At 57.4% G+C, this 24,662-nt stretch carries 24 protein-coding genes and 1 riboswitch; of the genes, 19 read left to right on the top strand and 5 right to left on the bottom strand.

What is annotated here, in order from left to right; all coding sequences use genetic code 11:
- Window positions 1-227 precede the first annotated feature (227 nt).
- From PMI17_RS12380 to PMI17_RS12365, 4 genes are all read left to right on the top strand, one after another.
- Window positions 228-455: a type II toxin-antitoxin system Phd/YefM family antitoxin gene (locus tag PMI17_RS12380; RefSeq protein ID WP_007889964.1), complete on the top strand. Its 228-nt coding sequence runs from the start codon at window positions 228-230 to the stop codon at window positions 453-455.
- Window positions 456-464: 9 nt separating this feature from the next.
- Window positions 465-806: a hypothetical protein gene (locus PMI17_RS12375; protein WP_007889963.1), complete on the top strand. Its 342-nt coding sequence runs from the start codon at window positions 465-467 to the stop codon at window positions 804-806.
- Window positions 807-848: 42 nt separating this feature from the next.
- A riboswitch (Fluoride riboswitch) is annotated at window positions 849-924 on the top strand.
- 90 nt (window positions 925-1,014) lie between these two features.
- Window positions 1,015-1,392 carry a fluoride efflux transporter CrcB gene (gene crcB, locus PMI17_RS12370; RefSeq protein WP_007889962.1) on the top strand — a complete coding sequence of 126 codons (378 nt, stop codon included), beginning with the start codon at window positions 1,015-1,017 and terminating at the stop codon, window positions 1,390-1,392.
- Window positions 1,393-1,498: 106 nt separating this feature from the next.
- The gene (locus PMI17_RS12365; RefSeq protein ID WP_007889961.1) at window positions 1,499-2,296 is read left to right on the top strand and encodes a sugar phosphate isomerase/epimerase; all 798 of its coding nucleotides are present in this window, start codon (window positions 1,499-1,501) and stop codon (window positions 2,294-2,296) included.
- Here PMI17_RS12365 and PMI17_RS12360 read toward each other — a convergent pair.
- A complete protein-coding gene (locus PMI17_RS12360; protein ID WP_007889960.1) occupies window positions 2,293-2,898 on the bottom strand; it encodes an alpha/beta hydrolase in 606 nt (201 codons plus the stop codon). The genes PMI17_RS12365 and PMI17_RS12360 overlap by 4 nt on opposite strands.
- Before the next feature lie 11 nt (window positions 2,899-2,909).
- On the bottom strand, window positions 2,910-3,851 hold the full coding sequence (locus PMI17_RS12355) for a glutathione S-transferase family protein (protein WP_007889959.1): 942 nt from the start codon (window positions 3,849-3,851) through the stop codon (window positions 2,910-2,912).
- A 226-nt stretch (window positions 3,852-4,077) separates the two neighbouring features.
- Between PMI17_RS12355 and PMI17_RS12350 the strand changes: the two genes are divergently transcribed.
- Complete coding sequence (locus tag PMI17_RS12350; protein ID WP_007889958.1) at window positions 4,078-5,202, top strand: GNAT family N-acetyltransferase; 1,125 nt, start codon at window positions 4,078-4,080, stop codon at window positions 5,200-5,202.
- Here PMI17_RS12350 and PMI17_RS12345 read toward each other — a convergent pair.
- Entirely contained in the window at window positions 5,199-7,031 is a 1,833-nt protein-coding gene (locus PMI17_RS12345) for an ABC transporter ATP-binding protein (RefSeq protein WP_007889957.1), read from the bottom strand. The genes PMI17_RS12350 and PMI17_RS12345 overlap by 4 nt on opposite strands.
- A 64-nt stretch (window positions 7,032-7,095) precedes the next feature.
- On the opposite strand from PMI17_RS12345, the gene PMI17_RS12340 reads away from it, so the two are divergent.
- On the top strand, window positions 7,096-7,593 hold the full coding sequence (locus tag PMI17_RS12340) for a GNAT family N-acetyltransferase (RefSeq protein ID WP_007889956.1): 498 nt from the start codon (window positions 7,096-7,098) through the stop codon (window positions 7,591-7,593).
- A gap of 77 nt (window positions 7,594-7,670) precedes the next feature.
- Here PMI17_RS12340 and PMI17_RS12335 read toward each other — a convergent pair whose 3' ends face one another.
- Window positions 7,671-8,585: a sugar ABC transporter substrate-binding protein gene (locus tag PMI17_RS12335; protein ID WP_007889954.1), complete on the bottom strand. Its 915-nt coding sequence runs from the start codon at window positions 8,583-8,585 to the stop codon at window positions 7,671-7,673.
- Between the two features lie 422 nt (window positions 8,586-9,007).
- On the opposite strand from PMI17_RS12335, the gene PMI17_RS12330 reads away from it, so the two are divergent.
- The 10 genes from PMI17_RS12330 to PMI17_RS12295 all read left to right on the top strand — a co-directional run bounded on the left by PMI17_RS12330 (window position 9,008) and on the right by PMI17_RS12295 (window position 20,375).
- A complete protein-coding gene (locus PMI17_RS12330; RefSeq protein WP_007889953.1) occupies window positions 9,008-10,399 on the top strand; it encodes an MFS transporter in 1,392 nt (463 codons plus the stop codon).
- Between the two features lie 123 nt (window positions 10,400-10,522).
- A complete protein-coding gene (locus PMI17_RS24860; protein ID WP_071531057.1) occupies window positions 10,523-10,831 on the top strand; it encodes a type II toxin-antitoxin system RelE/ParE family toxin in 309 nt (102 codons plus the stop codon).
- Between the two features lie 43 nt (window positions 10,832-10,874).
- A complete protein-coding gene (locus tag PMI17_RS12325) occupies window positions 10,875-11,207 on the top strand; it encodes a HigA family addiction module antitoxin (RefSeq protein ID WP_007889952.1) in 333 nt (110 codons plus the stop codon).
- Between the two features lie 134 nt (window positions 11,208-11,341).
- Window positions 11,342-12,505, top strand: coding sequence for an HD-GYP domain-containing protein (locus PMI17_RS12320; protein ID WP_007889950.1), 1,164 nt, complete (start codon window positions 11,342-11,344; stop codon window positions 12,503-12,505).
- A gap of 108 nt (window positions 12,506-12,613) precedes the next feature.
- Window positions 12,614-12,703, top strand: a complete 90-nt coding sequence (gene kdpF, locus PMI17_RS24855; protein WP_081113208.1) for a K(+)-transporting ATPase subunit F — start codon at window positions 12,614-12,616, stop codon at window positions 12,701-12,703.
- The gene (gene kdpA, locus PMI17_RS12315; protein WP_007889941.1) at window positions 12,703-14,382 is read left to right on the top strand and encodes a potassium-transporting ATPase subunit KdpA; all 1,680 of its coding nucleotides are present in this window, start codon (window positions 12,703-12,705) and stop codon (window positions 14,380-14,382) included. The genes kdpF and kdpA overlap by 1 nt, the downstream gene beginning before the upstream one ends.
- 7 nt (window positions 14,383-14,389) lie before the next feature.
- On the top strand, window positions 14,390-16,438 hold the full coding sequence (gene kdpB / locus PMI17_RS12310; RefSeq protein ID WP_007889940.1) for a potassium-transporting ATPase subunit KdpB: 2,049 nt from the start codon (window positions 14,390-14,392) through the stop codon (window positions 16,436-16,438).
- Window positions 16,439-16,449: 11 nt separating this feature from the next.
- Complete coding sequence (gene kdpC, locus PMI17_RS12305; protein WP_007889939.1) at window positions 16,450-17,019, top strand: potassium-transporting ATPase subunit KdpC; 570 nt, start codon at window positions 16,450-16,452, stop codon at window positions 17,017-17,019.
- Window positions 17,020-17,138: 119 nt separating this feature from the next.
- The gene (gene kdpD, locus PMI17_RS12300; RefSeq protein ID WP_007889938.1) at window positions 17,139-19,811 is read left to right on the top strand and encodes a two-component system sensor histidine kinase KdpD; all 2,673 of its coding nucleotides are present in this window, start codon (window positions 17,139-17,141) and stop codon (window positions 19,809-19,811) included.
- Between the two features lie 54 nt (window positions 19,812-19,865).
- Window positions 19,866-20,375: a TIGR00645 family protein gene (locus PMI17_RS12295; protein WP_007889937.1), complete on the top strand. Its 510-nt coding sequence runs from the start codon at window positions 19,866-19,868 to the stop codon at window positions 20,373-20,375.
- Window positions 20,376-20,494: 119 nt separating this feature from the next.
- On the opposite strand, the gene PMI17_RS12290 is transcribed toward PMI17_RS12295, so the two are convergent.
- A complete protein-coding gene (locus tag PMI17_RS12290; RefSeq protein WP_007889936.1) occupies window positions 20,495-21,427 on the bottom strand; it encodes a LysR family transcriptional regulator in 933 nt (310 codons plus the stop codon).
- 92 nt (window positions 21,428-21,519) lie between these two features.
- Between PMI17_RS12290 and PMI17_RS12285 the strand changes: the two genes are divergently transcribed.
- The 3 genes from PMI17_RS12285 to PMI17_RS12275 are packed head-to-tail and all read left to right on the top strand — an operon-like array spanning window position 21,520 to window position 24,503.
- The gene (locus tag PMI17_RS12285) at window positions 21,520-22,725 is read left to right on the top strand and encodes an MFS transporter (RefSeq protein WP_007889935.1); all 1,206 of its coding nucleotides are present in this window, start codon (window positions 21,520-21,522) and stop codon (window positions 22,723-22,725) included.
- Window positions 22,726-22,779: 54 nt separating this feature from the next.
- Window positions 22,780-24,129, top strand: coding sequence for a sodium:proton antiporter (locus PMI17_RS12280; protein ID WP_007889933.1), 1,350 nt, complete (start codon window positions 22,780-22,782; stop codon window positions 24,127-24,129).
- 26 nt (window positions 24,130-24,155) lie between these two features.
- The gene (locus tag PMI17_RS12275; RefSeq protein ID WP_007889931.1) at window positions 24,156-24,503 is read left to right on the top strand and encodes a hypothetical protein; all 348 of its coding nucleotides are present in this window, start codon (window positions 24,156-24,158) and stop codon (window positions 24,501-24,503) included.
- Window positions 24,504-24,662: the final 159 nt, after the last annotated feature.

The following is a 24,662-nucleotide window of genomic DNA, read 5'->3' as shown; positions in this document are numbered from 1 at the left end:
GCTTCACTCATTCTGAAACTGCCGGATGCTTAGCGGGCGGAACCCCTGCGATGCCAGTACGCTGCTTAACTGACGAGCATTACGCCATGAATGGCGACCCTACGATTAAGTCGTTTGGTTTTCATAGGGCATGCAACTTAACATCAAGTCGGTGCACGGCAACAAACCAAAGACTCATTGCGTAACATCCATAAAAAGTCTAAATTTGGACTGATTCGGAGGAGTCTATGAAAATCGAAACTATAAGCTACATCAAAAAAAACGCCGCTGCTCTCGATCTCTCTGAGCCAATTCTTGTGACACAAAACGGTAACCCTGCTTACGTTATTGAGTCATGGGAAGCGCGCCAGCAGCGAGATGAAACCCTGGCGTTACTCAAGCTGCTTGCATTGTCGGAAGAGGACAAAGCAGCTGGCAAAGGAATGACACGACAACAGTTGTTAGAGGATCTCTAAGGACAAAGTATGCAGCACAAGGAAGAGTCATTCACTATCATCTACCTATCCACGGTCCGATTGAGTCTGCAAGAGATCGTCGCCTTCCATCGTCGCCTGGGGAATGATTACAACGCAATTATCGCGCGCGTTCTTGATGAGTTCGAAGCACGAGTGAGCCAATTTCCTTTAAGTTGTGCGGTGTGTTCAGAATTAGCCGATCTTGGCGTCACGCGTTATAGAGAATTCAATAGCAGTGAAAGCTATCGAATTTTATTCTCAGTTGAAAAACAAACCGTTTTTGCCCACGTGCTGTTATCACAACGCCAAAGTATTCAGCAGTTGCTTTTCAAACGCTTGCTTGTGCATTAACTGGCATCATATTGTCACCCCATCCCAGCCAGCGTATTATCTCCCGCCTAAGGTGATGGCGTGCCACCTTCCCCAACCGCCGTTCTGGTCACAGACGGCTGATGACGCCTGACAACACTCGTATCCCTGCGCGGGAGACGGCGGTGTGTCAGGTGTTATTCTGTCCTGCCGCGGCCCTGCGCGTAATTCTTTTCAGGAGCTACACACTATGTTGAAGTCGTTACTCGCGGTTGTCGTTGGCGGTGCGGTGGGCTGTTCGCTGCGCTGGTTGATCTCATTGCGTTTCAATGCGCTGTTCCCCAATCTGCCGCCAGGCACCCTGATGGTGAACCTGGTGGGCGGTTTTATCATTGGCGCCGCGCTGGCGTTTTTTGTCCGTAATCCCCATATCGACCCTTTCTGGAAATTACTGATTGTCACCGGCTTGTGTGGCGGTTTAACCACGTTTTCAACCTTTTCGGCGGAAATTGTCGGACTGCTACAATCAGGAAAATACCTTTGGGCGATGTCGAGTGTCATGGTGCATGTTATCGGTTCTCTGCTGATGACCTTCGCCGGTTTTGCCGTGGTAAATCTGCTGGGATAACCGCCACGCTTGAAATAACCACTAAGAGGTAGATACTGAACGCCGTTCTGTCCGCGTGACGGACAGAATTTGTCACCGATTATCCGGACGATTAAGGAGCGAATGAATGAGCCGTAACCCCAAATTCCTTAACCTGGTGTTGTTAAACGGTGAACCTGAGGAGAAGCTGCGCGCCGCACGCGCCGCCGGTTTCGACCAGGTTGAGATCTGGCGCGAAGATGTGCAGGCCAGTACGCCGCAGCTCGCAAAGCAGTTGCAGCTGGGTTTCACCAATGTGCAGGTGCTGCGTGATTTCACCGGCGCGCCGGATCGCGAACGTCAGCAAAAACGCGAAGAGCTGCGCCAGTTTATCAAGATTGCCCAAAATATCGGCTGCGACACCATTCAGGCACCCGCCAGCACGCGCGAAGATTGCGTGGCGGCGCGAATTGATGAAGATTTGCGTTGGCTGGCGTCGGAAGCGGCGCGCTTCAATATGCGCATCATGTATGAGCCGATGGCATGGTGCAGCGTAGATAACACGCTGCCGCTGGCGTGGGAACGGCTGCAGCGGCTGGATCAGCCGAATATTGGGCTGGTGGTCGATCTGTTCCACATCTGTGCGTTGGGTGGCGATGCGTCACAGCTGGATGGCATTCCAGCCGATCGCATCTATGAAGTGCAGCTGTGCGACATGGCAGAGATGCCGCCGCAGGAGAAGCAGCCGCTCAGCGAGTATGCGCGTCATCAACGCCTGTTGCCGGGCGATGGCATCATCGAAGTGGAACGCTTTGTCGATAAGCTGAAAAGTGCCGGCTATAGCGGTCCGGTCGGCATTGAAGTATTCAATGATGAGCTGAAAGCGCAGCCAGCAGATGTGGCTGCGCACAAGGCGTGGCAGGCATTAAACCGTTACTGGCCTTAATCCTGCAAACATTGGGCGATAAAACCGGCTGCATCCATCGCGCCCTGCGATGAAATGGTGTGGCCGGTCGCGGCTTCATAACGCGCTTCCACCGTCACGCCCGCCTGTTGCAAACGCTGCAACGCCGATTCGCTTTCGCTAAACGGAATCACATCATCGGCTTTGCCGTGAATCAGCAGCGCGGGCGTATACGGCTGCGGCGTTAAAGCGCCTTCAAACGCCAGACGACCGGAAAATGCCACCACGCCCGCCAGCGGATAACGGCCAGAGGCCAGCGCATCCAATGCCATAATCGAACCCTGCGAAAAGCCCACCAGAATCACTTTGTCCCACGCGTCCGCCATGTCGTGTTGCGCCATCAGCTGCTGCAGTGTGTCATCAAAGGCGGCGCGTGCTTCGCGCACCCGCGCCGGACGGTTTTCCGGCGTGATGCCGGTCAGGCTAAACCACTGATAACCCATCGCATGTTCAAACGGAAAGGGCGCATTTGGCGAGGCAAATGCCACATCCGGCAGCAGACGCGCCCAATGCTCACCGAGTACCGCCAGATCGTCGCCGTTACTGCCGACACCGTGTAAAAAAATCACTAACGCTTTTGCCATCGCACTGCTCCTTATAAACCGTAGGCCGCCAGATCCGGGCCAGCCGGCACAATGCCGTTGGGATTCAGCGCTTTAATCGAATAATAGCCCTGCTTGATATGGTCGATATTCACCGTCTGACGCACACCAGAGACCGACAGCATACTCTTCAGATAACGATCGAGCAGCGGATAGTCGCGCAGGCGGCGCAGGTTGCATTTAAACAGGCCGTGATAGGCGGCGTCAAAGCGCACCAGCGTGACGAACAGGCGAATATCCGCTTCGGTTAAGCGCTCGCCAAGCAGGAAAGTGCGGCCATCCTGCAAACGCAGCTCCAGCTCATCCAGCTGGCTGAACACGTCGTTAAACGCCTGCTGATAGCTCACTTGCGTGGTGGCGAAGCCGGTGCGATAAACGCCGTTATTCAGGCGCGGATAGATCGATTCATTCAGCGCGTCGATCTCTGCACGCAGATCCTCGGGATAAAGATCGATGCGATCGTCCGCCAGCGCGCCAAAGCCGCTGTTCAACATGCGCAGGATATCCGCTGATTCGTTATTAACGATGGTTTGCGTCTTCTTATCCCACAGCACCGGCACGGTGGCGCGCCCGGTAAAATCGGCATCGGCGCGGGTGTAAAGCTCGTGAAGATATTCAGCGTGGTTAAGCCAGTCGCGATCCGCGCCGGGGTAATCGCCGAAGTGCCAGCCTTGTGCGCCGAGCTGCGGCTCAACCACCGACACGCTAATCACGTCATTCAGCCCCTTCAGGCTGCGCGCCAGCAGCGTACGTGAAGCCCACGGACAAATCAGCGCCACATAAAGATGATAACGATCCGGCTCGGCCGCAAATTCGCTGGAGCCATCTGCGGTAATCCAGTGACGAAAACTGGAAGTCTGACGCACAAATCCGCCCTGTTTGTCGGTGGCTTGCACCGGATGCCACTCTGCACTCCACTTACCGTTTACCAGCATAATCTTGCTCCTCTACGTTGATGAAGAGAGCATACAGTCCTGCTGAATGCATGATAATCCGGGCAAAACGGCTTTTATTATTTCCATTTTGGAATCAGTTGAACGGTGTGAAGCACGTACTTTTGCCAGATAGCCCCGCGACTACGCATTCAGTGCGCTGCACCTTTTCCCGCGCGGGAAAACCTGTTGAACTAGACTTTCGCTTTCATCTGGCCGGGAGCCGTGAATGTCTTTGCTTCATCTGTCGTCGCTGGCGGAGATCTCCGCTGTCGAATGGGATGCGCTGTTACCTGACGATCAACCTTTTTTACGCCACGCCTTTCTTCTGACATTAGAGCAGAGCGGCAGCGTGCGGCCGGAAAACGGCTGGCAGCCCGAGCATCTGCTGTGGCGCGAGAACGGCACGCTGCGCGCGGCGCTGCCGGGCTATCGCAAACGCCATTCGCGCGGTGAATATGTGTTTGACCATGCGTGGGCGGATGCCTGTCAGCGCGCTGGCATTGCTTATTATCCGAAATGGCTGGGCGCGATTCCGTTCAGCCCGGTGACCGGCGGACGTCTGCTGGGCGATAAAAACGCGGTGCTGCAACTGCTCGGCGCGCTGCCGGATCACCTGTTTGAACATGGCCTCAGCGGCGCACATATCAACTTCACCACGCCGTTCGCCAATGCGTTGATGCAGCAACAGCCGGACTGGCTGGAGCGCCTTGGCTTGCAGTATCAATGGCACAACAAAGGCTATCGTGATTTTCAGGATTTCCTCGACACGCTGATGTCGCGCAAACGCAAACAGCTGCGCAAAGAGCGTGAGCAGGTGATGAGCAGCGGTTTCGACTTCACCTGGTATCGCGGCGATGAGCTGCGCGAAGATCAGTGGGATTTCATCTACACCTGTTACGCCAACACTTATGCGGTGCGCGGTCAGCGACCCTATCTGACGCGTCAGTTTTTTAGCTTGCTGGCAGAACGGATGCCGCGTTCGATTCGCGTGGTGATTTCGACGCTGCAAGGCCAACCGGCGGCGATGGCCTTCTGTTTAGTGGATGGCAATACGCTGTATGGCCGCTACTGGGGCTGCCTGGCGGAGTTTGATCGGCTGCATTTTGAAACCTGTTTTTATCAGGGCATGGATTTCGCCATTGCGGAAGGTTTGCAGCGTTTTGATGCCGGTGCGCAGGGCGAGCACAAGCTGGTACGCGGCTTTGAACCGCAGATCACCCATTCCTGGCACTATCTGTGTCATCCGGGTTTGCGGGATGCGGTGGCTGATTTTCTGCTACAGGAACGGCAGGGCGTGCACGCCTGGGCGCTTGAGGCGCGCGACGCCCTGCCGTATCGACGCGGCGATTAATCCGCGCCGACAAAACCACCGGTTTGATGCTGCCACAGGCGCGCGTACAAGCCGCCTTGTGCCAGCAGTTCGCGGTGATTGCCCATCTCGACAATCTCACCTTTCTCCAGCACCACCAGGCGATCCATTTTGGCGATGGTAGAGAGACGGTGCGCGATGGCAATCACCGTTTTGCCCTGCATCAGCGTTTCCAAACTCTCCTGAATCGCCGCTTCTACCTCGGAGTCGAGCGCGGAGGTGGCTTCATCCATGATCAGAATCGGCGCATCTTTCAGCAATACGCGGGCGATAGCGATACGCTGACGCTGGCCGCCCGACAGTTTCACGCCGCGCTCGCCAACATGCGCATCCAGCCCGGTACGGCCTTGCGGATCGGAGAGCAGCGGAATGAACTCGTCGGCGCGTGCGCGGATAATCGCCGCCTGCAGCTCCGCTTCCGTCGCATCCGGACGACCATACAGCAGGTTGTCGCGAATCGAGCGGTGCAGCAGCGAGGTATCCTGGGTGATCATGCCGATTTGCCCGCGCAGGCTCTCTTGCGTCACTTCGGCGATGTTCTGATCGTCAATCACAATGCGTCCGCTGTTGATGTCATACAGCCGCAGCAGCAGATTCACCATGGTGGATTTGCCGGCGCCGGATGGCCCAATCAAACCGATCTTCTCGCCCGGCTTGATGTTGAGATTGAGGCGGTTAATCACCTGGCGGCTGCCACCGTAATCGAAACGTACATCCTCAAAGCGGATCTGGCCGCGCGTCACCTGCATCTTTTTGGCGTGCGGTTCATCCTGCACGCTCAGCGGCTGGGCAATGGTATTCAGGCCATCCTGCACCATGCCGATATTTTCGAAGATGCCGTTGACTACCCACATGATCCAGCCGGACATGTTCACCAGACGGATCACCAAACCGGTCGCCAGCGCAATCGCACCCACGCTGATCAGCGACTGGCTCCACAGCCACAACGCCAGCGCCGAGGTGCTGACAATCAGCAGGCCATTCAGCGTAGAGAGCGTGATATCCATGGTGGTCACCATGCGGCTGGCATGCTGAGTTTTGTCGGTTTGCTCCTGAATCGCCTCGCGCGCGTAACGCTTTTCCAAATCGTTATGCGAGAACAGTTTGATGGTGGCGATATTGGTGTAGCCATCGACGATGGTGCCCATCAATTTGGAGCGTGCTTCCGATGACACCACCGAACGCTGCTTGACGCGCGGCACGAAGAAGCTCAGCGACACGCTGTAGGCGACAATCCAGATCACCAGCGGAATCATCAGGCGCCAGTCGGCTTCGGCGAACAGCACCAGCGAGGTCACCGCATAAATCACCACGTGCCAGATCGCATCCACCAGCTGTACCGCGGAATCCCGCAGCGAGTTACCGGTTTGCATGATGCGCTGGGCGATGCGCCCGGCAAAATCGTTCTGGAAGAAGTTCAGGCTTTGGCGCAGCACGTAGTTGTGATGCTGCCAGCGGATCATGCTGGTCATGCTCGGGTTAATGCTTTGGTGCACCAGCATGTCGTGCGCGGCAATCACCAGCGGCCGCAGAATCAGTGCCACCACTCCCATCCACAGCAGTGTCGGCCAGTTATCGCTGAACAGCGTGGCGGGCGTGGAGTGATTAACGAGGTCAATGATGCGGCTGAGATAGCTAAACAGCGCCACTTCAATCAGCGCCTGCGCTAAGCCAACAATCAGCAGGGCGACAAAGCTCGGCCATACCTGACGCAGGTAGTAAAAGTAAAATGGCCAGACGCTGGAGGGCGGGGAATCGGTTGGCGCATCCTGGAAAATATTGATAAAACGTTCAAAACGACGATACAACATAGAGTCACTCTTCCCGAATTGGTGAGAGTTAACAGCTTAGTGCAAGTGAAAAGGGATTACCGACATGGATTTACTCATTCGCGGTCGCGAACCGGGCGATGCCGCCGCCTACCAACGCCTTTACAGCCATCCTGAGGTGTATCGCTGGACCACGCAGCTGCCGTGTCCCAGCGTGGCCACATGGCAGAAGAAGTTCGAGAAGATGGATGAGCTGGGGTATATCGGCTTTGTGGCGGAGATTGATGGCGCGATGGTCGGCGAGCTGACGCTATTTGTGGAACAGCGCCCGCGTACCCGCCACAGCATCAGTTTTGGTATCGGCGTCGATCCGGCCTTTGGCGGACGCGGCATTGGCGAAAAGCTGATTCGTAACGCTATCGATTACGCTTACAACTGGCTGGGGATTATGCGCATCGAGCTGGAAGTGTTCCACGACAACGAACGTGCGCTTGGCCTGTATCAAAAATTGGGCTTCGAGCGCGAAGGCGTGAAGCGCAAAGCCTGCCTGCGCGATGGGGAATATCACGATATTGTGCAGATGGCTAAACTAAAAACTGATTGATTTTGCGCAATAAATTGCGCCGCTACGGGTTGTGCATATTTTTGTAGCGGCGCGATTTATCGCGAAAATTTGACCTGTTACTGACTCTTATCCACGTACTTCTGCATATTCTCTTTGGTCACCAGCTCGAACGGGATCCACACGTGTGAATCGACTTTCTCGCCTTTAATCAGCTTCTGCGCCACATCCACCGACGCTTTGCCCTGGCCGACCGCATCCTGGAACACCGTGACCTGAATTTTGTCCTGCGACAGCGCTTTCAGGCCATCTGGCGTGGCATCGATGCCGCCAACCAGCACTTTCTTGTTGCCTTTGGCGAGCGCCATTGCCGCGCCAATCGCCATCTCATCGTTATTGGCCGCCACAATATCAATCGCTTCATCGTTGCCCAGCCAGTTGTTCATCAGATCCATGCCTTCATTACGCGCATAGTTGGCGGGCTGCTTCTGCACCACTTTCATGCCGGGATATTTCGCCACCACCTGCTCAACGTCTTTGGTACGTTGCAGCGCACCGGCATCAGATAGGTTACCGATCATGATCGCCACGTTGCCTTGGTAATTGGCCATTTTTGCCAGCGCTTCCATCTGTAAGGTGCCGGATTCACGCTCGTCGGAACCGACAAACACCACGCCTGGCGGCAGCGATTTATCACCCGGCGTGCGGTTAACGTACACCAGCGGAATTTTGGCCTGCTGCGCCAGTTTGGTCAGCTGCGGCGTGCTGGCGGAATCCACCGGATCGACGATGATGGCGTCCACACCTGAACCGATAAAACTCTGCACCTGATCGGTTTGGCGGCCAACGTCACCGCGTGCATCTTCAAACTGAATGTCGAGTCCGCGCGCTTTGGCTTCTTTATCAATCGACTGGCGAATAATCGTCAGGAAGTTCTGATCGAAGTAGGCCATTGATACGCCAATTTTTTCCGCCAGCGCCGAGGCTGAAGTAGTGAGCAGGCCGAGTAACACTATTGCCTTGAGGGTTTTCATCGCAGACTCCAGAGTAAGCTTGTTATTAGAATAAATGTTCCATTGATGATGAAAATGGCTCAATGAAATCATTTCAGACTACGAGTCCGCCCGAAGGCTGACAATCGTCATGGATGGATTTTGCTGCTAAGCGCACACTTTGATCTCGGGTGCGCCATCTCTTTGCGCGCTCATAGTTTTGATGCGAACTATTTTCCTGGCGTTAGCGCACATTCCCGTGCAACAGCACGCTGTTTTTTAAGGTTCTGTGCGGCGCCGCACCTCACTTTGTGGCAGATGCCAAATCCGACGCCATTTTGCCCGCGCGATTCCTCCATTCGCACAATGACCGCGGCTGAACCGGCTCTCTATAGTTGCTGAACATGGGAAATAAAGCGGTATGCCGGCAAGACATCGCGCGCTTCAATTGAGGAATTCAGCCTATGCAACAAGCCAATAATCGCAGGCAGAACAGCCACGTACGCGTCGGGATCTTATGTTTGATCCTGTTTCTTTCCGTGGTGGCGTACGCCGACCGTTCGATCCTGTCGATCTCCGGATCGGCGATCAAAGAGGAGTTTGGACTTTCGGCGATCCAGCTTGGCCTGATCCTCTCAGCGTTTAGCTGGGCCTACGTGATCGGCCAGATCCCCGGCGGCCTGTTTCTTGATCGCTTCGGCACCAAAAAGGTCTATGGCGTGACGCTGGCGCTGTGGTCGATCGCCACGCTGCTGATGGGCTTTGTCGGCGAGTTCTCCAGCGGCATGACCATGGCGCTGATGCTGATGTTTGCGCTGCGTTTCGCGTTGGGTTTGATTGAAGCGCCGAGTTTTCCCGCCAATGCGCGCGCGGTGATCATGTGGTTCCCGAGCGCCGAAAGGGGCCGCGCCTCTTCACTCTTCGCCTCAGCGCAATATTTTGCCGTGGCTATCTTCTCGCCGCTCTCCGGCTGGCTGGTGTCGCGCTTTGGCTGGGAATGGCCGTTCTTCGTGCTGGGCGGCATTGGTGTGCTGGCGGTATTTGTCTGGATGGGCTTTATGCGCAGTCCGCGCCACCATCCGCAGGTTTCGGATGCCGAGCTGCGCTATATCGAGCAGGGTGGCGCGCTGGTTGATATTGATGAGGCGCACACCTTAAAAGCCCGCCCGCCGCTGAGCAAAGCGATGTTTAAAAAGCTGCTGAGCAACCGCATGCTGTGGTGCGCCTATATCGGACAATATTGCACCATTGCGCTGAGCTACTTCTTTATTACCTGGTTCCCGATCTATCTGGTGCAGGCGCGCGGCATGAACATTCTGGATGCCGGCTTCGCCACCATCGCGCCGGCGCTGTTCGGCTTCCTCGGCGGCATCAGCGGCGGCTATATCTCTGACAAACTGCTGGCGAACGGCTGGAGCCTGTCGTGGGCGCGCAAAACGCCGTATATCGTCGGCATGTTGATGGCAGCGTCGCTGATTCTGGCGGCGGTCATTCCCAGCAACGTCGGTATTATCGCCATCATGTCATTCGCCTTCTTTGGCAAAGGCGTGGCGGCGGGCGCGGGCACCTGGACAATTGTCAGCGATACCGCGCCGAAAGAGGCGGTTGGTCTGGCGGGATCGATATTTAACGGCATCGGCAATATGGCTGGTTTCATCACGCCGCTGCTGTTCGGCATCATCGTCGGCCTAACCGGCAGCTACAGCATCGGGTTGGTATTCGTCGGTGCGCACTGTGTGGTCGCCGCACTGTTGTTCCTGCTGGTGATGGGGCCGATAGAGCGTGTTGGCGAGGAGCATAATTCCGCAGACGCTTATCAAAACCGGGCGAAAGAGAGCGGCGTTAAAGCGGTTTAATGACTTCTGATTATTTTTTGGAATCTCGATCTGAAATTCGCTATGATGTTAAATGTTGCACTTGAGCACAGTGCGTAAGTGCAATAAATTGCCTGCCATGTTTACACCTTGGTACGGCGGCAAATGAAGGGTTCAATTCACAGTTTCAGGGATGATTGGCTGCATTTATTTTTTGTTTATGCAACGCCGCATAAGCATATTCCGGTCATTATAGAGTCTGCACTGGCGCGCAAACTCGACATCATCCATGCGGCAACATCGCATCATGATTTGCGATCACCACCGGGTAATCGCTTTGAGGCATTGAAACCTCCGCTGCTCGGTTACTACTCAATTCGGATCAATGAGCAGTATCGACTCATTTTTCAATGGACGAATGGCGAGGCAAGAGATCTTTATCTTGACCCACATACTTACCGTAAACACCGCTAGCAGCCACTTGTGGCAAAGTACTAACAGTTAAAGAGAAACAACCATGAAACAGGCGATGCGTAAACCGACCAGCGTTGGCGATGTTCTGCAGTACGAATTTCTTGAGCCGCTTAACCTCAAGGTGAATGACCTTGCAGAAATGCTGAATGTGCACCGCAATACCGTCAGCGCGTTAGTCAATAACAACCGAAAACTGACCACCGAAATGGCGTATCGTCTGGCAGCTGTTTTCGATACCTCTGTCGACTTGTGGCTGAATTTGCAGCGCCATCTGGATCTATGGGAAGTGGAAAACGATGCCAGAACTCAGGAAGAATTGAGCCGCGTAACGCCGTTGAATGTCTTTTTAGCGCAGCGCGCTGCCGCGGTGGCGTAAACATTGTTCCCGTAGGGTGCGCATCGATGCGCACCCATTTCACAATCCTCCCCGATCGCACAAATCCACTCTGAAGATTTTTTGCTCAGCTGCCGATATCTCCTTACCACCCACTGATATTAAGGAGCGATATCGTGATAAAGCTGATTAACGTTGACGAACTGCGGCAGGGAATGTTTATCCACAAACTGGAGGTTTGGTGGGTCAAAGATAAGCGTATTCGCAACCAAATGCTGATCACTGATAAACGCCAGATCGCGATGATCCGCAATGAAGGGATCCTGCAACTGTGGATCGATCTCGACAAATCGGTTCAGGCGCCGGTGGCGCCGGTGCCAAAAAAAGATATTCCGCAAACGCCTTTTTTTCAGGAGATGGATCAGGCGCAGAGCATCTTCAATCAGGGTAAACCGCAGGTGCTGGCGATGTTTAACGAGGCGCGCATGGGGCAAGGCCTCGACCTCGATTACACCCTTGATCTGGTCGATCAAATTGCCGGTTCGATCACCCGCGAACCGACGGCGCTTCTCAGCGTGGCGCGGCTGAAAAATCACGACGATTACACTTACCTGCACTCGATGGCGGTGTGCGGCTTGATGATTTCGCTCGGCAAAAAAATGGGCCTTGATGAGCACCAGCTGCGTCGCGTCGGTATGGGCGGCTTGCTGCACGATGTCGGTAAAGCGGCGGTACCGCTGGAGATTCTCAACAAGCCCGGCAAGCTGAGCGATGAAGAGTTCACCGTGATGCGGCAGCACCCAATTGTTGGCGCGCAGATGCTGATGGAAGCCGATGCCGGCGAAGATCTGCTGGATATTGCGCTGCATCATCATGAAAAGTATGACGGCAACGGCTATCCGCACGGCCTGAAAGGGGACGAAATCTCGCTGTATGCGCGTATGGCGTCGGTGTGTGACGTCTACGATGCCGTGACCTCGAATCGGCCGTATCGCAAAGGCTGGACGCCTGCTGAGGCGATGCACAACATGCTGAGCTGGCGCGGTCACTTCGACAACTCGCTGCTGCACGCTTTTGTACGCACTATCGGCATTTATCCGGTGGGATCGCTGGTACGTCTGGCTTCCGGGCGCGTAGCGCTGGTGGTGCAGGCCGGAGAGAAATCGCTGCTGAAACCCAAAGTGCACGTGTTCTGGTCTTTGCACGCCCAGCGCGAGGTTAAACCGGAGGAGCTCGATCTCGGCGACAGCTTCTGCACCGACAGCATCACCGGCGCGGAAGACAGCGGTTTGTGGCAGAACATCGATTTGAATCGCATCTGGGCACTGGAAACCGCTTAATTTCGCACCATTTTTATACTTTATTTACGCCTGATTCCCGCCTTTTTACCTCTTCTTTATGCCGCGCCGCGCATGCTTGCAGCACTACCAAATCCTCTGGAGGTTGCTGTGAGCGTGGGCGTGATTGCCGGCATCGTGCTGGTATTTGTTCTTCTGGGCTACCTGATTTATGCCCTGCTTAATGCGGAGGCGTTCTGATGGCTGCGAATGCATTCTTGCTGATTGCGGTGTTCCTGCTGGTGCTGATGGTGCTGGCACAACCGCTGGGACGTCTCCTCGCGCACTTTGTCGCCGACAAGCCGCTGCTGCCGCGCACCGAACGCGCGCTGTGGCGGCTGGCCGGTGCGGATGGCGCCGCCATGCGCTGGCCGCACTATCTGCTGGCGATTCTGCTATTTAACGCACTCGGTTTTGCTGTGTTGCTGCTGATGTTGATGTCGCAGGCGGCGCTGCCGCTTAACCCGCAGCATCTGCCCAATCTGAGTTGGGATTTGGCGCTCAATACCGCCATCAGCTTTGTCACTAACACCAACTGGCAATCCTACGCGGGCGAAAGCACGCTGAGCTATTTCAGTCAGATGGCGGGCCTGACGGTGCAGAACTTCCTGTCGGCGGCGACCGGTATCGCGGTGGCGTTTGCGCTGATTCGTGGTTTCGCTAACCGTTCGCTGGCGACGCTCGGCAACGCCTGGCGCGACCTGACGCGTATCACCGTTTACGTGCTGCTGCCGATCAGCTTAGCGATGGCGCTGTTCTTCGTCAGCCAGGGCAGCATTCAAACCTTCGAACCTTACCACGCGCTCACCACGCTGGAAGGGGCGCGGCAGACGCTGCCGCTCGGTCCGGTGGCGTCGCAGGAAGCGATCAAAATGCTTGGCACCAACGGCGGCGGTTTCTTCAACGTTAACTCAGCGCATCCGTTCGAAAACCCGACGGCGCTGACTAACTTCGTGCAGATGCTGAGCATCTTCCTGATTCCAGCGGCGCTCTGTTTCACCTTTGGTCAGCATCTTGGCGATCGTCGTCAGGGCCACATGCTGCTGTGGGCGATGACCATCATGTTCGTGCTCGCGGTGATCACCGTGATGTGGGCCGAACTGCGCGGTAATCCGCACTTTCTCGCGCTTGGCGCGGACAGCGCCATCAACATGGAAGGCAAGGAGACGCGCTTCGGCATTCTCAACTCCAGCCTGTTCGCGGTGATCACCACCGCCGCGTCGTGCGGAGCGGTCAACGCGATGCATGACTCCTTTACGGCGCTTGGCGGCATGGTGCCGATGTGGTTGATGCAGCTAGGCGAAGTGGTGTTTGGCGGCGTCGGTGCGGGCCTGTACGGCATGCTGCTGTTCGTGCTGCTCGGCGTGTTTATCGCCGGGTTGATGATCGGTCGCACGCCGGAATACATGGGCAAAAAGATCGACGTGTGGGAGATGAAGATGACCGCGCTGGCGATTCTGGTGACGCCAACGCTGGTGCTGCTCGGGAGCGCGCTGGCAATGATGACCGACGCCGGACGCGCGGGCATGGCCAATCCGGGTATTCATGGCTTTAGCGAAGTGCTGTACGCGGTGTCATCGGCGGCCAACAACAACGGCAGCGCCTTTGCGGGACTCAGCGCCAACACGCCGTTCTGGAACCTGCTGCTGGGCTCGATCATGTTGGTGGGGCGTTTCGGCATCATCATTCCGGTGCTGGCGATTGCCGGTTCGCTGGCGGCGAAGAAAATTCAGCCGGTGGGCAACGGCACGCTGCCAACGCACGGCCCGCTGTTTATCGCGCTGCTGATTGGCACCGTCTTGCTGGTGGGCGCATTGACGTTCATCCCCGCGCTGGCACTTGGCCCGGTCGCGGAACATCTGCAATTAATTCAGGGATAACGGAATCATGAGTCGTCAACAACTGGCGCTGTTTGATGCGGCGCTCACTCGCGTTGCCATGCTGGATGCGCTGAAAAAACTCGATCCGCGCGTGCAGTTCCGCAATCCAGTGATGTTTTTGGTGTGGATCGGCAGCGTGCTGACCTCGGTATTGGCGGTCGGCATGGCAACCGGCTCGCTCAGCGGCAGCGCGGGCTTTACCGCCAGCGTCGCCATCTGGCTGTGGTTTACCGTGCTGTTTGCCAACTTCGCCGAAGCGCTGGCGGAAGGGCGCAGTAAGGCGCAGGCCAACAGCCTGAAAGGCATCAGCAAAACCAGCGATGCGAAAAAACTGGCGGAAGCGCGCTACGGCGCAGCGTGGCATAACGTGGCCGCCGATACGCTGCGCAAGGGCGATGTGGTGCTGGTGGAAGCCGGCGACATCATCCCCTGCGACGGCGAAGTACTGGAGGGCGGCGCATCGGTGGATGAGAGCGCGATTACCGGTGAATCCGCACCAGTGATCCGTGAATCGGGTGGGGATTTCTCATCGGTAACCGGCGGTACGCGCATTCTCTCTGACTGGCTGGTGGTGCAGTGCAGCGTCAATCCGGGTGAAACCTTCCTCGACCGCATGATTGCGATGGTGGAAGGCGCCAAACGCCGTAAAACGCCGAACGAAGTGGCGCTGACCATTCTGCTGGTGTCGCTGACGATCGTCTTCCTGCTGGCAACCGTTACGCTGTGGCCGTTCTCCGCTTATGGCGGCACGCCAGTGAGCATCACGGTGCTGGTGGCGCTGCTGGTGTGTCTGATTCCGACCACCATCGGCGGCCTGCTGTCGGCCATCGGTGTGGCGGGGATGAGCCGTATGCTCGGCGCCAACGTTATCGCCACCAGCGGCCGTGCGGTGGAAGCGGCGGGTGACGTCGATGTGCTGATGCTGGATAAAACCGGCACCATCACGCTCGGTAACCGTCAGGCGACGCAGTTCTTGCCCGCGCCGGGCGTCAGCGAGCAGCAGTTGGCCGATGCGGCGCAGCTGGCATCGCTGGCCGATGAGACGCCGGAAGGACGCAGCATCGTGGTATTGGCGAAGCAGAAATTTAACCTGCGCGAACGCGACCTGAGCAGCATGGGTGCCAGCTTTATTCCATTCTCGGCGCAAACGCGCATGAGCGGTGTGAACGTGCAGGATCGGCTGATCCGCAAAGGCGCGGTCGATGCGGTGCGTCGCCACATTGAAGCCAATCATGGCCGCTTCCCAATGGAAGTGAACGCTGCAGTTGAAGAGGTGGCGCGTGCTGGCGGCACACCGCTGGTGGTAGCCGAAGGCGCGCAGGTGCTGGGCGTGGTGGCGCTGAAAGATATCGTTAAAGGCGGCATCAAAGAGCGCTTTGCCGAGCTGCGCAAGATGGGCATCAAAACGGTGATGATTACCGGTGATAACCCATTAACTGCGGCGGCGATTGCGGCCGAAGCGGGCGTCGATGATTTCCTGTCGGAAGCCACGCCGGAAGCCAAGCTGGCGCTGATTCGCCAGTATCAGGCCGAAGGACGCTTAGTGGCGATGACCGGTGACGGCACCAACGACGCCCCGGCGCTGGCGCAGGCCGACGTGGCGGTGGCAATGAACTCGGGAACCCAGGCGGCGAAAGAGGCCGGCAACATGGTCGACCTCGACTCCAACCCGACCAAACTGCTGGAAGTGGTGCACATCGGTAAACAGATGCTGATGACGCGCGGTTCGCTCACCACCTTCAGTATCGCCAACGACGTGGCGAAGTATTTCGCCATTATTCCGGCCGCGTTTGCCGCCACCTATCCGCAGCTCAATATGCTGAACGTGATGGGGCTGCATTCGCCCAATTCGGCGATTCTGTCGGCGGTGATTTTCAACGCGCTGGTGATTGTGTTCCTGATTCCGCTGGCGCTGAAAGGCGTGAGTTATCGTCCGTTAAGCGCTGCGGCGCTGCTGCGTCGCAACCTGTGGATTTATGGCGCGGGCGGTTTAGTGGTGCCGTTTATCGGGATTAAAGCTATCGACCTGCTGCTGACGCTGCTTGGTCTGGCTTGAGGAGAAGAGAAATGAGTCAGTTACGTCCGGCTATTGTATTGTTAATGGTGCTTACGTTGCTCACCGGCGCAGTCTATCCGCTGCTGACCACCGGTCTGGCCCAGTGGTGGTTTCCGGCGCAGGCCAACGGTTCGCTGATTGAGCAGGATGGCGCGGTGCGCGGCTCCGAGCAGATGGGGCAGGTGTTTACTCAGCCGGGCCACTTTTGGGGGCGTCCTTCCGCCACCGGTGATGCGCCTTATAATGCGCTTGCCTCGAGCGGCAGCAATCTGGCGGGCAGCAATCCGGCGCTGGATAAAGCGGTGGCGGAGCGCGTCGCCGCGCTGCGTGCGGCCAATCCGCAGGCGCCCAAAGCGGTGCCGGTAGAGTTAGTGACCGCGTCGGCGAGTGGCCTGGATCCGGATATTTCGCCCGAAGCCGCCTTGTGGCAAGCGCCGCGCATTGCCGCCGCGCGCAACATGGCGTTGAAGGATGTGGAAGCATTGATTGCTCGCCACACCGAGCGCCCGCTGTTGCCGTTTATTGGCGAAGAGACGGTAAACGTGCTGCGCCTGAATCTGGCGCTGGATGATTTGCAATAAAAACCGGTCGCCATGAATGGCGACCCTACGCTAATTTTGCGAGATTTTCGTAGGGTGCGCATTCATGCGCACCTGCAAATATAGGCGATTTATCGCGCGGTTTTTACAATGGACGATCGATGAACGACGACATTTCCCGCCCCGATCCCGATGCTCTGCTGCTCAATCATAGCGACAGCCATCGCGGTAAACTGAAAATCTACTTCGGCGCCTGCGCGGGCGTGGGAAAAACCTTCGCCATGCTGCAGGAGGCGCAGCGTCTGCGCGCGCAGGGGCTCGACGTGTTAGCCGGCGTGGTGGAAACCCACGGCCGTGAAGAGACCGCCGCGCTGATTAACGGGCTGGCGGTGTTGCCACGTCGTACCTCCGGGCGTTCGCGCCATGCTGAATTCGATCTTGATGCCGCGCTGGCGCGCCATCCGGCGGTGATTCTGATGGATGAGCTGGCGCACACCAACGTGCAGGGTTCGCGCCATCCGAAACGCTGGCAGGATATTGAGGAGTTGCTCGAGGCGGGCATTGACGTCATCACTACCGTTAACGTGCAGCATCTGGAAAGCCTGAATGATGTGGTCGGCGGCGTCACCGGCATCCAGGTACGTGAAACCGTGCCCGATCCCTTCTTCGATAGCGCCGACGAAGTGGTGCTGGTGGATCTGCCGCCGGACGATCTGCGTCAGCGGCTGAAAGAGGGCAAAGTCTACGTCGGCGATCGCGCCGAACGCGCCATCGAAAACTTCTTCCGCAAAGGCAATCTGTTCGCGCTACGCGAGCTGGCGCTGCGTCGTACCGCCGATCGCGTGGATGACCAGATGCGCGCCTGGCGCGACCAGCAGGGGCGCGACAAAGTGTGGCACACGCGCGATGCCATTCTGCTGTGCATTGGTGATGATACCGGCAGCGAAAAGCTGGTCCGCACCGCCGCGCGATTGGCGGCACGGCTCGGCAGCGCATGGCACGCGGTGTATGTGGAAACGCCGCGCCTGAATCGCCTGCCGGAAGCACGGCGTCGTGCCATTCTGCGCACGCTGCAGCTGGCGCAGGAGCTCGGCGCGGAAACCGCCACGCTCTCCGATCCTGATGAAGCGCGTGCGGTGTTGCGCTATGCGCGCGAACACAATCTCGGCAAAATCGTCATTGGACGGCAGCCACAGCGGCGCTGGCGGCGCGACAGTTTTGCCCAGCGTCTGGGCGAACTCGGCCCGGATGTTGATTTACTGGTGGTCGCTCTGGATGAACCGGTGCGCGACGCGCCGCATCCGCTCAGCGGCCAGCGCGGTAGCAGCGAAAAATGGCGGCTCTATCTGCGCGGCTGTTTGATGGCGCTGCTGCTGTGTATTTTGGTCACGACGGTGGGCCGCTGGCTGCTGGTGGCGTTTGATCCGGCTAACAGCGTGATGATTTATCTGCTGGCGGTGGTGTTGGTGGCGCTGCGCTATGGTCGCTGGCCGTCGGTGTTCGCCACGGTGATCAACATCATTGCCTTCGACCTGTTTTTCGTCGCGCCGACCGGCACCGTGGCGGTGTCGGATTTGCAGTATCTGGTGACCTTTGCGGTGATGCTGGCGGTGGGGGTGATTGTCGGGAATCTGACGGCGGGCGTGCGCTACCAAGCCAAAGTGGCGCGCTATCGCGAACAGCGTGCGCGCCATCTGTATGAGATGGCGAAAGCCCTCGGCAGCGACCTCACGCCGCAGGATATCGCCACCACCAGCCAGCGCATCATTGATGTCACCCTGCAGGCGCGCAGTTTGCTGCTGCTGCCCGATGAGCAGGGCGAGCTGCAAACTATTGGCGATAGCGCAATGGGCACGCCGCCGGATCTCGCCATCGCCAAATGGAGCTACAGCAAAGGCCAGCCAGCGGGCGCCGGCACCGATACCTTACCGGCGGTGCCTTACCAGATTCTGCCACTGAAAAGCGGCCATCACTGTCGCGGTTTGCTGGTGGTTGAACCGGAAAACCTGCGCCAGCTGATGATCCCCGAGCAGCAGCGCCTGCTGGAAACCTTCACCGTGCTGATCGCCAACGCGCTGGAACGTATGGCGCTGTCGCACAGTGAAGCGGCATCGCGCCTTGCCGCCGAGCGCGAGCAGCTGCGTAATGCGCTGCTGTCAGCGCTGTCACACGATCTGCGTACGCCACTGACGGTGCTGTTTGGTCAGGCGGAGATGCTAATGCTCGATCTGGCCAGCGAAGAGTCAAAGTTTGTCGGCCAGGCCAATCAGATTCGTGAGCAGACGCTGAGCACCATCCGCCTGGTGAGCAACATGCTGGATATGGCGCGCATTCAATCCGGTGGACTCAATCTGCGCGAAGAGTGGGTGGCGCTGGATGAGGTGATCGGCGGGGCGCTGAGCAGTATGGGGCCGTCGTTGAAAGGCCACGAATTTACGCTCGATTTGCCAGAGATGGTGCTGATTAAAGGCGACAGCGCCATGCTGGAGCGGGTGTTTACCAATCTTGTCGAAAATAGCCTGAAATACGCGGGCAACGCCGCGCAGCATGGTATTCGCGCCTGGTGCGAGCGCGATCGGCTGGAGATTGCGGTGTGGGACAGCGGGCCGGGTATTGCGCCGGAGAACCTGACGCGCATTTTTGATAAGTTCGCGCGCGGCGATAAAGAGTCGGCGGTGCCGGGCGTGGGGCTGGGATTGGCGATTGGCAAAACCATTATTGAATCCCACCGTGGACGCATCTGGGCGGAGAATCGACCGGAAGGCGGCGCGGTGTTCCGTTTGTCCCTACCGCTGCCGGCAGCGCCAGAAATTTCTGAAGAAGGGCTGAAATAACTTCACATAAGTTCGGTTATACTCGCCCACTTGTCTGTTGATTAATGGGAACTTATGGAACGTTTTATCGAAAACCTGATGTATTCATCGCGCTGGCTGCTGGCTCCGGTTTACATGGGACTTTCGTTGGGCCTGCTGGCGCTGACTATCAAATTCTTTCAGGAGATTTTTCACCTGTTGCCGCACGTTTTCAGCATTGCCGAAAACGATCTGATTCTGCTGCTGCTGTCGCTGGTGGATATGACGCTGGTCGGCGGCTTGCTGGTGATGGTGATGCTCTCGGGCTACGAGAACTTTGTCTCCAAGCTGGATATTGATGAGCACAGAGAGAAGCTGAGCTGGCTCGGTAAAATGGACTCCGGCTCGTTGAAAAACAAAGTCGCGGCCTCGATTGTGGCGATTTCGTCAATTCACCTGCTGCGCATCTTTATGGACGCCCGCAACGTCGAAAACGAAAAGCTGATGTGGTACGTGATTATCCACCTGACGTTTGTGCTGTCGGCGTTTGTAATGGGCTGGCTGGATAATATGTCGAAGGCGGATAAGAACGCTGCGAAGATGTAGGGTGGTGTGCGCTGTTCACTTACCCTAACCCTCTCCCACAGGTGGGAGAGGGAACCGATTGATGCACGGTCCGCCCCCTCGCCCGCTTGCGGGAGAGGGCTGGGGTGAGGGAAAAACCGCTACCGCGTTGCTGGCTGCGCGCCCGCCAGCTTAGGCATCACTTCACGAATCATTTCGAAAAACTGCCGTAGTCGTGCCGGATAATAGCTGGCCCACGGATAAGTCAGCCACACCGGCAGCGGTGGCGCTTGCCACTCCGGCATTAACTGAATCAGATCCCCTTTAGCCAAATCTTCCTGCACCACCCAGGATGACACTACTGCTGCGCCCATCCCCGCCACGGCGGCTTTGCGCACCGCGTACAAACTGTCGCTGGCGAGACGAGGCGCAATCGCCAGATTCACCGGCTGGCCGTCGCTGATACGCTGTAAGGCGATTTCGTTACGATAAAAACTGGTCAACGCCAGCCACGGCAGGTTGTTGAGCTGCGTTACTTCGGTCACCGGCGGATAGGCCGCCAGCAGCGATGGCGCAGCCACCACAAAGCGCGGCACTTCAGCCAGCAATATCGCCACGATGGATGAGTCGCTCGGCGCACCGACCTGGATCGCGCAATCGATGTTTTCGCTGATAAAGTCCGGCGTGCGGTCATTCAGCATCCACTCTACCGTTAAGCGCGGGTAGCGGTGCAGATAATCAATCAGCGGCTCAATCAGCTGATCCTGACCAAAGGCGTGCGGTGCGCGCACGCGCAGGGTGCCAATCGGATCGTCGCTGGCCCCGGTCAGATCATCTTCCAGCGCATGCCAGGTCGCCACCAGCTGACGCGCCTGCGCATAGCAGCGCTCGCCATCATCGGTGAGCTTCAGCGCATGCGTGGTGCGCATAATCAGTTTGAGACCGAGCCGCTGCTCAAGTGCCTGCAGCCGACGGCTGATGGTGGGCTGCGTGGTGCCAAGCTGGCTTGCTGCTGCCGAAAGCGATCCACTCTCGACGATGCGGATAAAGGTCTGCATCAGTTCGATGCGATCAACGCTGGAAACCGTGTTCATACGTACCGCGCATAACAGTTCTGTGTTTGAGCAGTCTACCGCGTATGGCGGCAACGCGCTTTAATAAGCGCACTTTCACGGGGGAATCCATTATGTCAGCCATCTCATCTTCAGCCATGCCCGCTGAGAAACTGCCCGCGCCGCTGGTGTTTACGCTCGCCGCCGGTGCTGGACTCAGCGTTGCATCGATTTACTATAGCCAGCCGATGCTGGATATCATCAGCAAACAGTTCAACGTCGGGATTGGTAGCGTGGGCATGGTGCCGATGCTGACGCAAGCCGGCTACGCGCTTGGCATTCTGCTGCTGGCCCCGCTCGGCGACCGCCACGATCGACGCACCATCATCCTGATCAAAGGCTTGCTGCTGGTTGCCGCGCTGCTGCTGTGTGGCTTTTCGGGAGGATTGAACGCGTTGCTGATCGCCAGCTTCGTCACCGGCTTAACCGCCACCGTGGCGCAGGACATCGTACCGGCTTCGGCGGCGTTAGCGCCGGAGCGCAGTCGCGGCAAAATCGTCGGCACGGTGATGACGGGCTTGCTGGTGGGAATTTTGCTGTCTCGCGTGGTGAGCGGCGTGGTGGCGGAGTATTTCGGCTGGCGCACCATGTACCTGATAGCGGCGGTAGCGGTGTTGCTGATTAGCGGTGCGCTGTGGCGCGTGTTACCGCGCTTTACGCCAGGCACTTCGGTGAGCTATCCGCGTCTGCTGTTGTCGCTGGCGCATCTGTGGCAGCACCATCAAACTTTGCGGCGCGCGGCGTTGGCGCAGGGTTTGTTATCGGTAGGCTTTAGCGCTTTCTGGTCTACGCTGGCGTTAATGCTAAGCGACAAATTCCATCTGGATAGCGCCGTTGCCGGTGCGTTCGGCCTGGCCGGTGCGGCAGGGGCGTTAGCGGCACCGTTAGCCGGTAGCGTGGCGGATCGTATCGGTCCCGCACGTGTCACGCAGTACGGTGCCACATTGGTGATGGTATCGTTCGCGTTGATGTTCCTGCTGCCGCTGTTGCCGATGCCAGCGCAGCTTGGTCTGATTATCCTCAGCACCATCGGTTTTGATTTGGGTGTGCAGGCCACGCTGGTGGCGCATCAGACGCTGGTTTACAGCCTGGCACCGGAAGCGCGCAGTCGTCTTAACGCCTTGATGTTTACCGTGGTCTTTATCGGCATGGCAACCGGTGCGGCGCTGGGTAGCCTGGCGCTGGCGCATTGGGGCTGGACCGGTGTGGTCGCGCTCTCGACGCTAGCCGCTGCGCTTGCCTTGATGATTCGCCTGGCAAGCCGTCATCTGAAAAACTAACCGCGTAACATGTGCCAGGCTTAAAGGGAGAATATTATTTAAAAACGGAGCGTTATGAATTTCCTGGCCTGGACCGCCGCCACCGGCGGTCTGCTACTTCTTATGTCACTGGCTTCCGGCTGGATTCACCGCGGGCCAGTGACCTCATTTGGTCTCTATCTGTTCGCGGGTATCCTCTGTGGCCCGTGGATGCTCAATCTGCTGCAAGTCGATATTATCGGTCACGCCAATCTCGCTGCGCACATCACTGAAATTACCATGGCCGCCTCGCTGTTTATCACCGGGCTCAAGCTGCGTTTGCCGCTCAATGCGCATGCGTGGCGCATCGGCGTGCGGCTGGCGTTTCCGGCGATGCTGCTGACGGTAGGCAGTATGACGGTGCTGGTGCACTGGATCACCGGCTTTGACTGGGCGCTGTCGCTGGCATTTGGTGCCATTGTGGCGCCGACCGATCCGGTGCTTGCCAGCCTGATTTCCGTCAATGATGCGCGCGATGACGATGCGCTGCGCGTGGCGCTCTCCAGCGAAGCCGGCATGAACGACGGCTCGGCGCTGCCGCTGCTGATGCTGGCCATGTTGATGCTGCAGCCGGGCGCGCTGAACATGGCTTCATTCGGCGAATGGTTCGCCAAAGACGCGCTGTGGGCGATCGGCGGCGGGTTGGGGATAGGTTTTGCGCTGGGCTGGCTGATTGGCCAACTGGCGACGCATCTACGCACCGCTAATCAGGATGTGGCGCCGAACGATCTGTTTGCCCTTGCGCTGATTGCGCTCAGCTACGCCGCTGCGCAGTCGGTTGATGCTTCCGGCTTCCTCGCGACTTTCGCCGCCGGCGTCGGTTTGCGTCGTGCGGAATTACGCGTAGTGAAGCACTATCCGCAGGATGAGATGTCAGAAGAGGAGCGTTTCTTACCGGCAGAAGCGCGGGTGAATACCGGTCAACGTATGGCGCAAGGCAGTAGCGGCATGGTGAAATCGGTCGGTTTGGTGATCGGCGATGCGCTCTCCTTTGGTGATACTATCGAGCGCTTGCTCGCCGCAGGCATGATGGTGGTGCTCGGCATTACGCTGGCGCAGCACTGGAATCTCACCGGCATCGGCCTGGCGCTATTGCTGTTTGTGGTGGTGCGTCCGTTGGCGGTGTGGATCACTACGTGGCGTTGCGATATTCCGTTAATGCGACGGCTGCTGATTGGCTGGTTGGGTATTCGCGGCATCGGCAGTATCAATTATATTGCCTATGCATGGGTGCACGGCATGCGTGGACCCGAGGCGGAGCAGATGGTGGATATGGCGTTGACGTTAGTGGTGTGCAGTATTGTGCTGCACGGCATCACGGTAACGCCGTTGTTAAACTGGCGTGCCGCCCGTCAGGCTGCACGCGCGGAGCGCAATGAAAACTGATTTATTGGAAATTATTGGAGCCTGTTATGAAAGCGTTATTACTCGCCCTCGTTGGGCTGTCTCTTTCGGCCGGTGCGTTTGCTGCCGAGGGTGACAATAATCAGGAAGAGAATGTCTATGCCAGCCAGCTGTGTCATCTGGTGAGCAGCGAGAAGAGCACCAGCGATTTGGATGGCTACACCGAGAAGCTGAAGTCCCAACTGGCGGCTAGCCAGTCTTCATCGGCGATGCAGCAGCCTGAATTCAATGAAGAGATCGCGCAGGAAGTGATTAGCGCGTGGCTGGAACTGGGCGAAGATGAGCGCGGCAAACTGCGTAAAGATCAGCAGCAATGTGAACAAACGGTGATGACCCAGTTCCAGCAACAGGATTAATACCCGTCATACTTGCTGCCGCTCGAATTATTTAGGGTATTTGAAAGAACTCGCGCCTTTTTAGGCGCGTTTTTTTATGGCTTTTTTGTACGATTTACGTACATAATCGCCAACGTCGAAATCAGACATGCGTCACATAATGAGATTCAGCTGTTAAAG

This window comes from Pantoea sp. GM01 (assembly GCF_000282675.1).
GTDB classification, from domain to species: Bacteria; Pseudomonadota; Gammaproteobacteria; order Enterobacterales; family Enterobacteriaceae; genus Pantoea; species Pantoea nemavictus.
Note: the sequence above shows the minus strand (reverse complement) of the source record. Positions and strands in the feature narration are given on the sequence as shown.

What these genes read in the sequence shown, in the direction of transcription:
- PMI17_RS12380 (WP_007889964.1), top strand. Translation starts at nt 228, where the DNA reads ATGAAAATCGAAACTATAAGCTACATCAAAAAAAACGCCGCTGCTCTC.
- PMI17_RS12375 (WP_007889963.1), top strand. Translation starts at nt 465, where the DNA reads ATGCAGCACAAGGAAGAGTCATTCACTATCATCTACCTATCCACGGTC.
- crcB (WP_007889962.1), top strand. Translation starts at nt 1,015, where the DNA reads ATGTTGAAGTCGTTACTCGCGGTTGTCGTTGGCGGTGCGGTGGGCTGT.
- PMI17_RS12365 (WP_007889961.1), top strand. Translation starts at nt 1,499, where the DNA reads ATGAGCCGTAACCCCAAATTCCTTAACCTGGTGTTGTTAAACGGTGAA.
- PMI17_RS12360 (WP_007889960.1), bottom strand. Translation starts at nt 2,898, where the DNA reads ATGGCAAAAGCGTTAGTGATTTTTTTACACGGTGTCGGCAGTAACGGC.
- PMI17_RS12355 (WP_007889959.1), bottom strand. Translation starts at nt 3,851, where the DNA reads ATGCTGGTAAACGGTAAGTGGAGTGCAGAGTGGCATCCGGTGCAAGCC.
- PMI17_RS12350 (WP_007889958.1), top strand. Translation starts at nt 4,078, where the DNA reads ATGTCTTTGCTTCATCTGTCGTCGCTGGCGGAGATCTCCGCTGTCGAA.
- PMI17_RS12345 (WP_007889957.1), bottom strand. Translation starts at nt 7,031, where the DNA reads ATGTTGTATCGTCGTTTTGAACGTTTTATCAATATTTTCCAGGATGCG.
- PMI17_RS12340 (WP_007889956.1), top strand. Translation starts at nt 7,096, where the DNA reads ATGGATTTACTCATTCGCGGTCGCGAACCGGGCGATGCCGCCGCCTAC.
- PMI17_RS12335 (WP_007889954.1), bottom strand. Translation starts at nt 8,585, where the DNA reads ATGAAAACCCTCAAGGCAATAGTGTTACTCGGCCTGCTCACTACTTCA.
- PMI17_RS12330 (WP_007889953.1), top strand. Translation starts at nt 9,008, where the DNA reads ATGCAACAAGCCAATAATCGCAGGCAGAACAGCCACGTACGCGTCGGG.
- PMI17_RS24860 (WP_071531057.1), top strand. Translation starts at nt 10,523, where the DNA reads ATGAAGGGTTCAATTCACAGTTTCAGGGATGATTGGCTGCATTTATTT.
- PMI17_RS12325 (WP_007889952.1), top strand. Translation starts at nt 10,875, where the DNA reads ATGAAACAGGCGATGCGTAAACCGACCAGCGTTGGCGATGTTCTGCAG.
- kdpA (WP_007889941.1), top strand. Translation starts at nt 12,703, where the DNA reads ATGGCTGCGAATGCATTCTTGCTGATTGCGGTGTTCCTGCTGGTGCTG.
- kdpB (WP_007889940.1), top strand. Translation starts at nt 14,390, where the DNA reads ATGAGTCGTCAACAACTGGCGCTGTTTGATGCGGCGCTCACTCGCGTT.
- kdpC (WP_007889939.1), top strand. Translation starts at nt 16,450, where the DNA reads ATGAGTCAGTTACGTCCGGCTATTGTATTGTTAATGGTGCTTACGTTG.
- kdpD (WP_007889938.1), top strand. Translation starts at nt 17,139, where the DNA reads ATGAACGACGACATTTCCCGCCCCGATCCCGATGCTCTGCTGCTCAAT.
- PMI17_RS12295 (WP_007889937.1), top strand. Translation starts at nt 19,866, where the DNA reads ATGGAACGTTTTATCGAAAACCTGATGTATTCATCGCGCTGGCTGCTG.
- PMI17_RS12290 (WP_007889936.1), bottom strand. Translation starts at nt 21,427, where the DNA reads ATGAACACGGTTTCCAGCGTTGATCGCATCGAACTGATGCAGACCTTT.
- PMI17_RS12285 (WP_007889935.1), top strand. Translation starts at nt 21,520, where the DNA reads ATGTCAGCCATCTCATCTTCAGCCATGCCCGCTGAGAAACTGCCCGCG.
- PMI17_RS12280 (WP_007889933.1), top strand. Translation starts at nt 22,780, where the DNA reads ATGAATTTCCTGGCCTGGACCGCCGCCACCGGCGGTCTGCTACTTCTT.
- PMI17_RS12275 (WP_007889931.1), top strand. Translation starts at nt 24,156, where the DNA reads ATGAAAGCGTTATTACTCGCCCTCGTTGGGCTGTCTCTTTCGGCCGGT.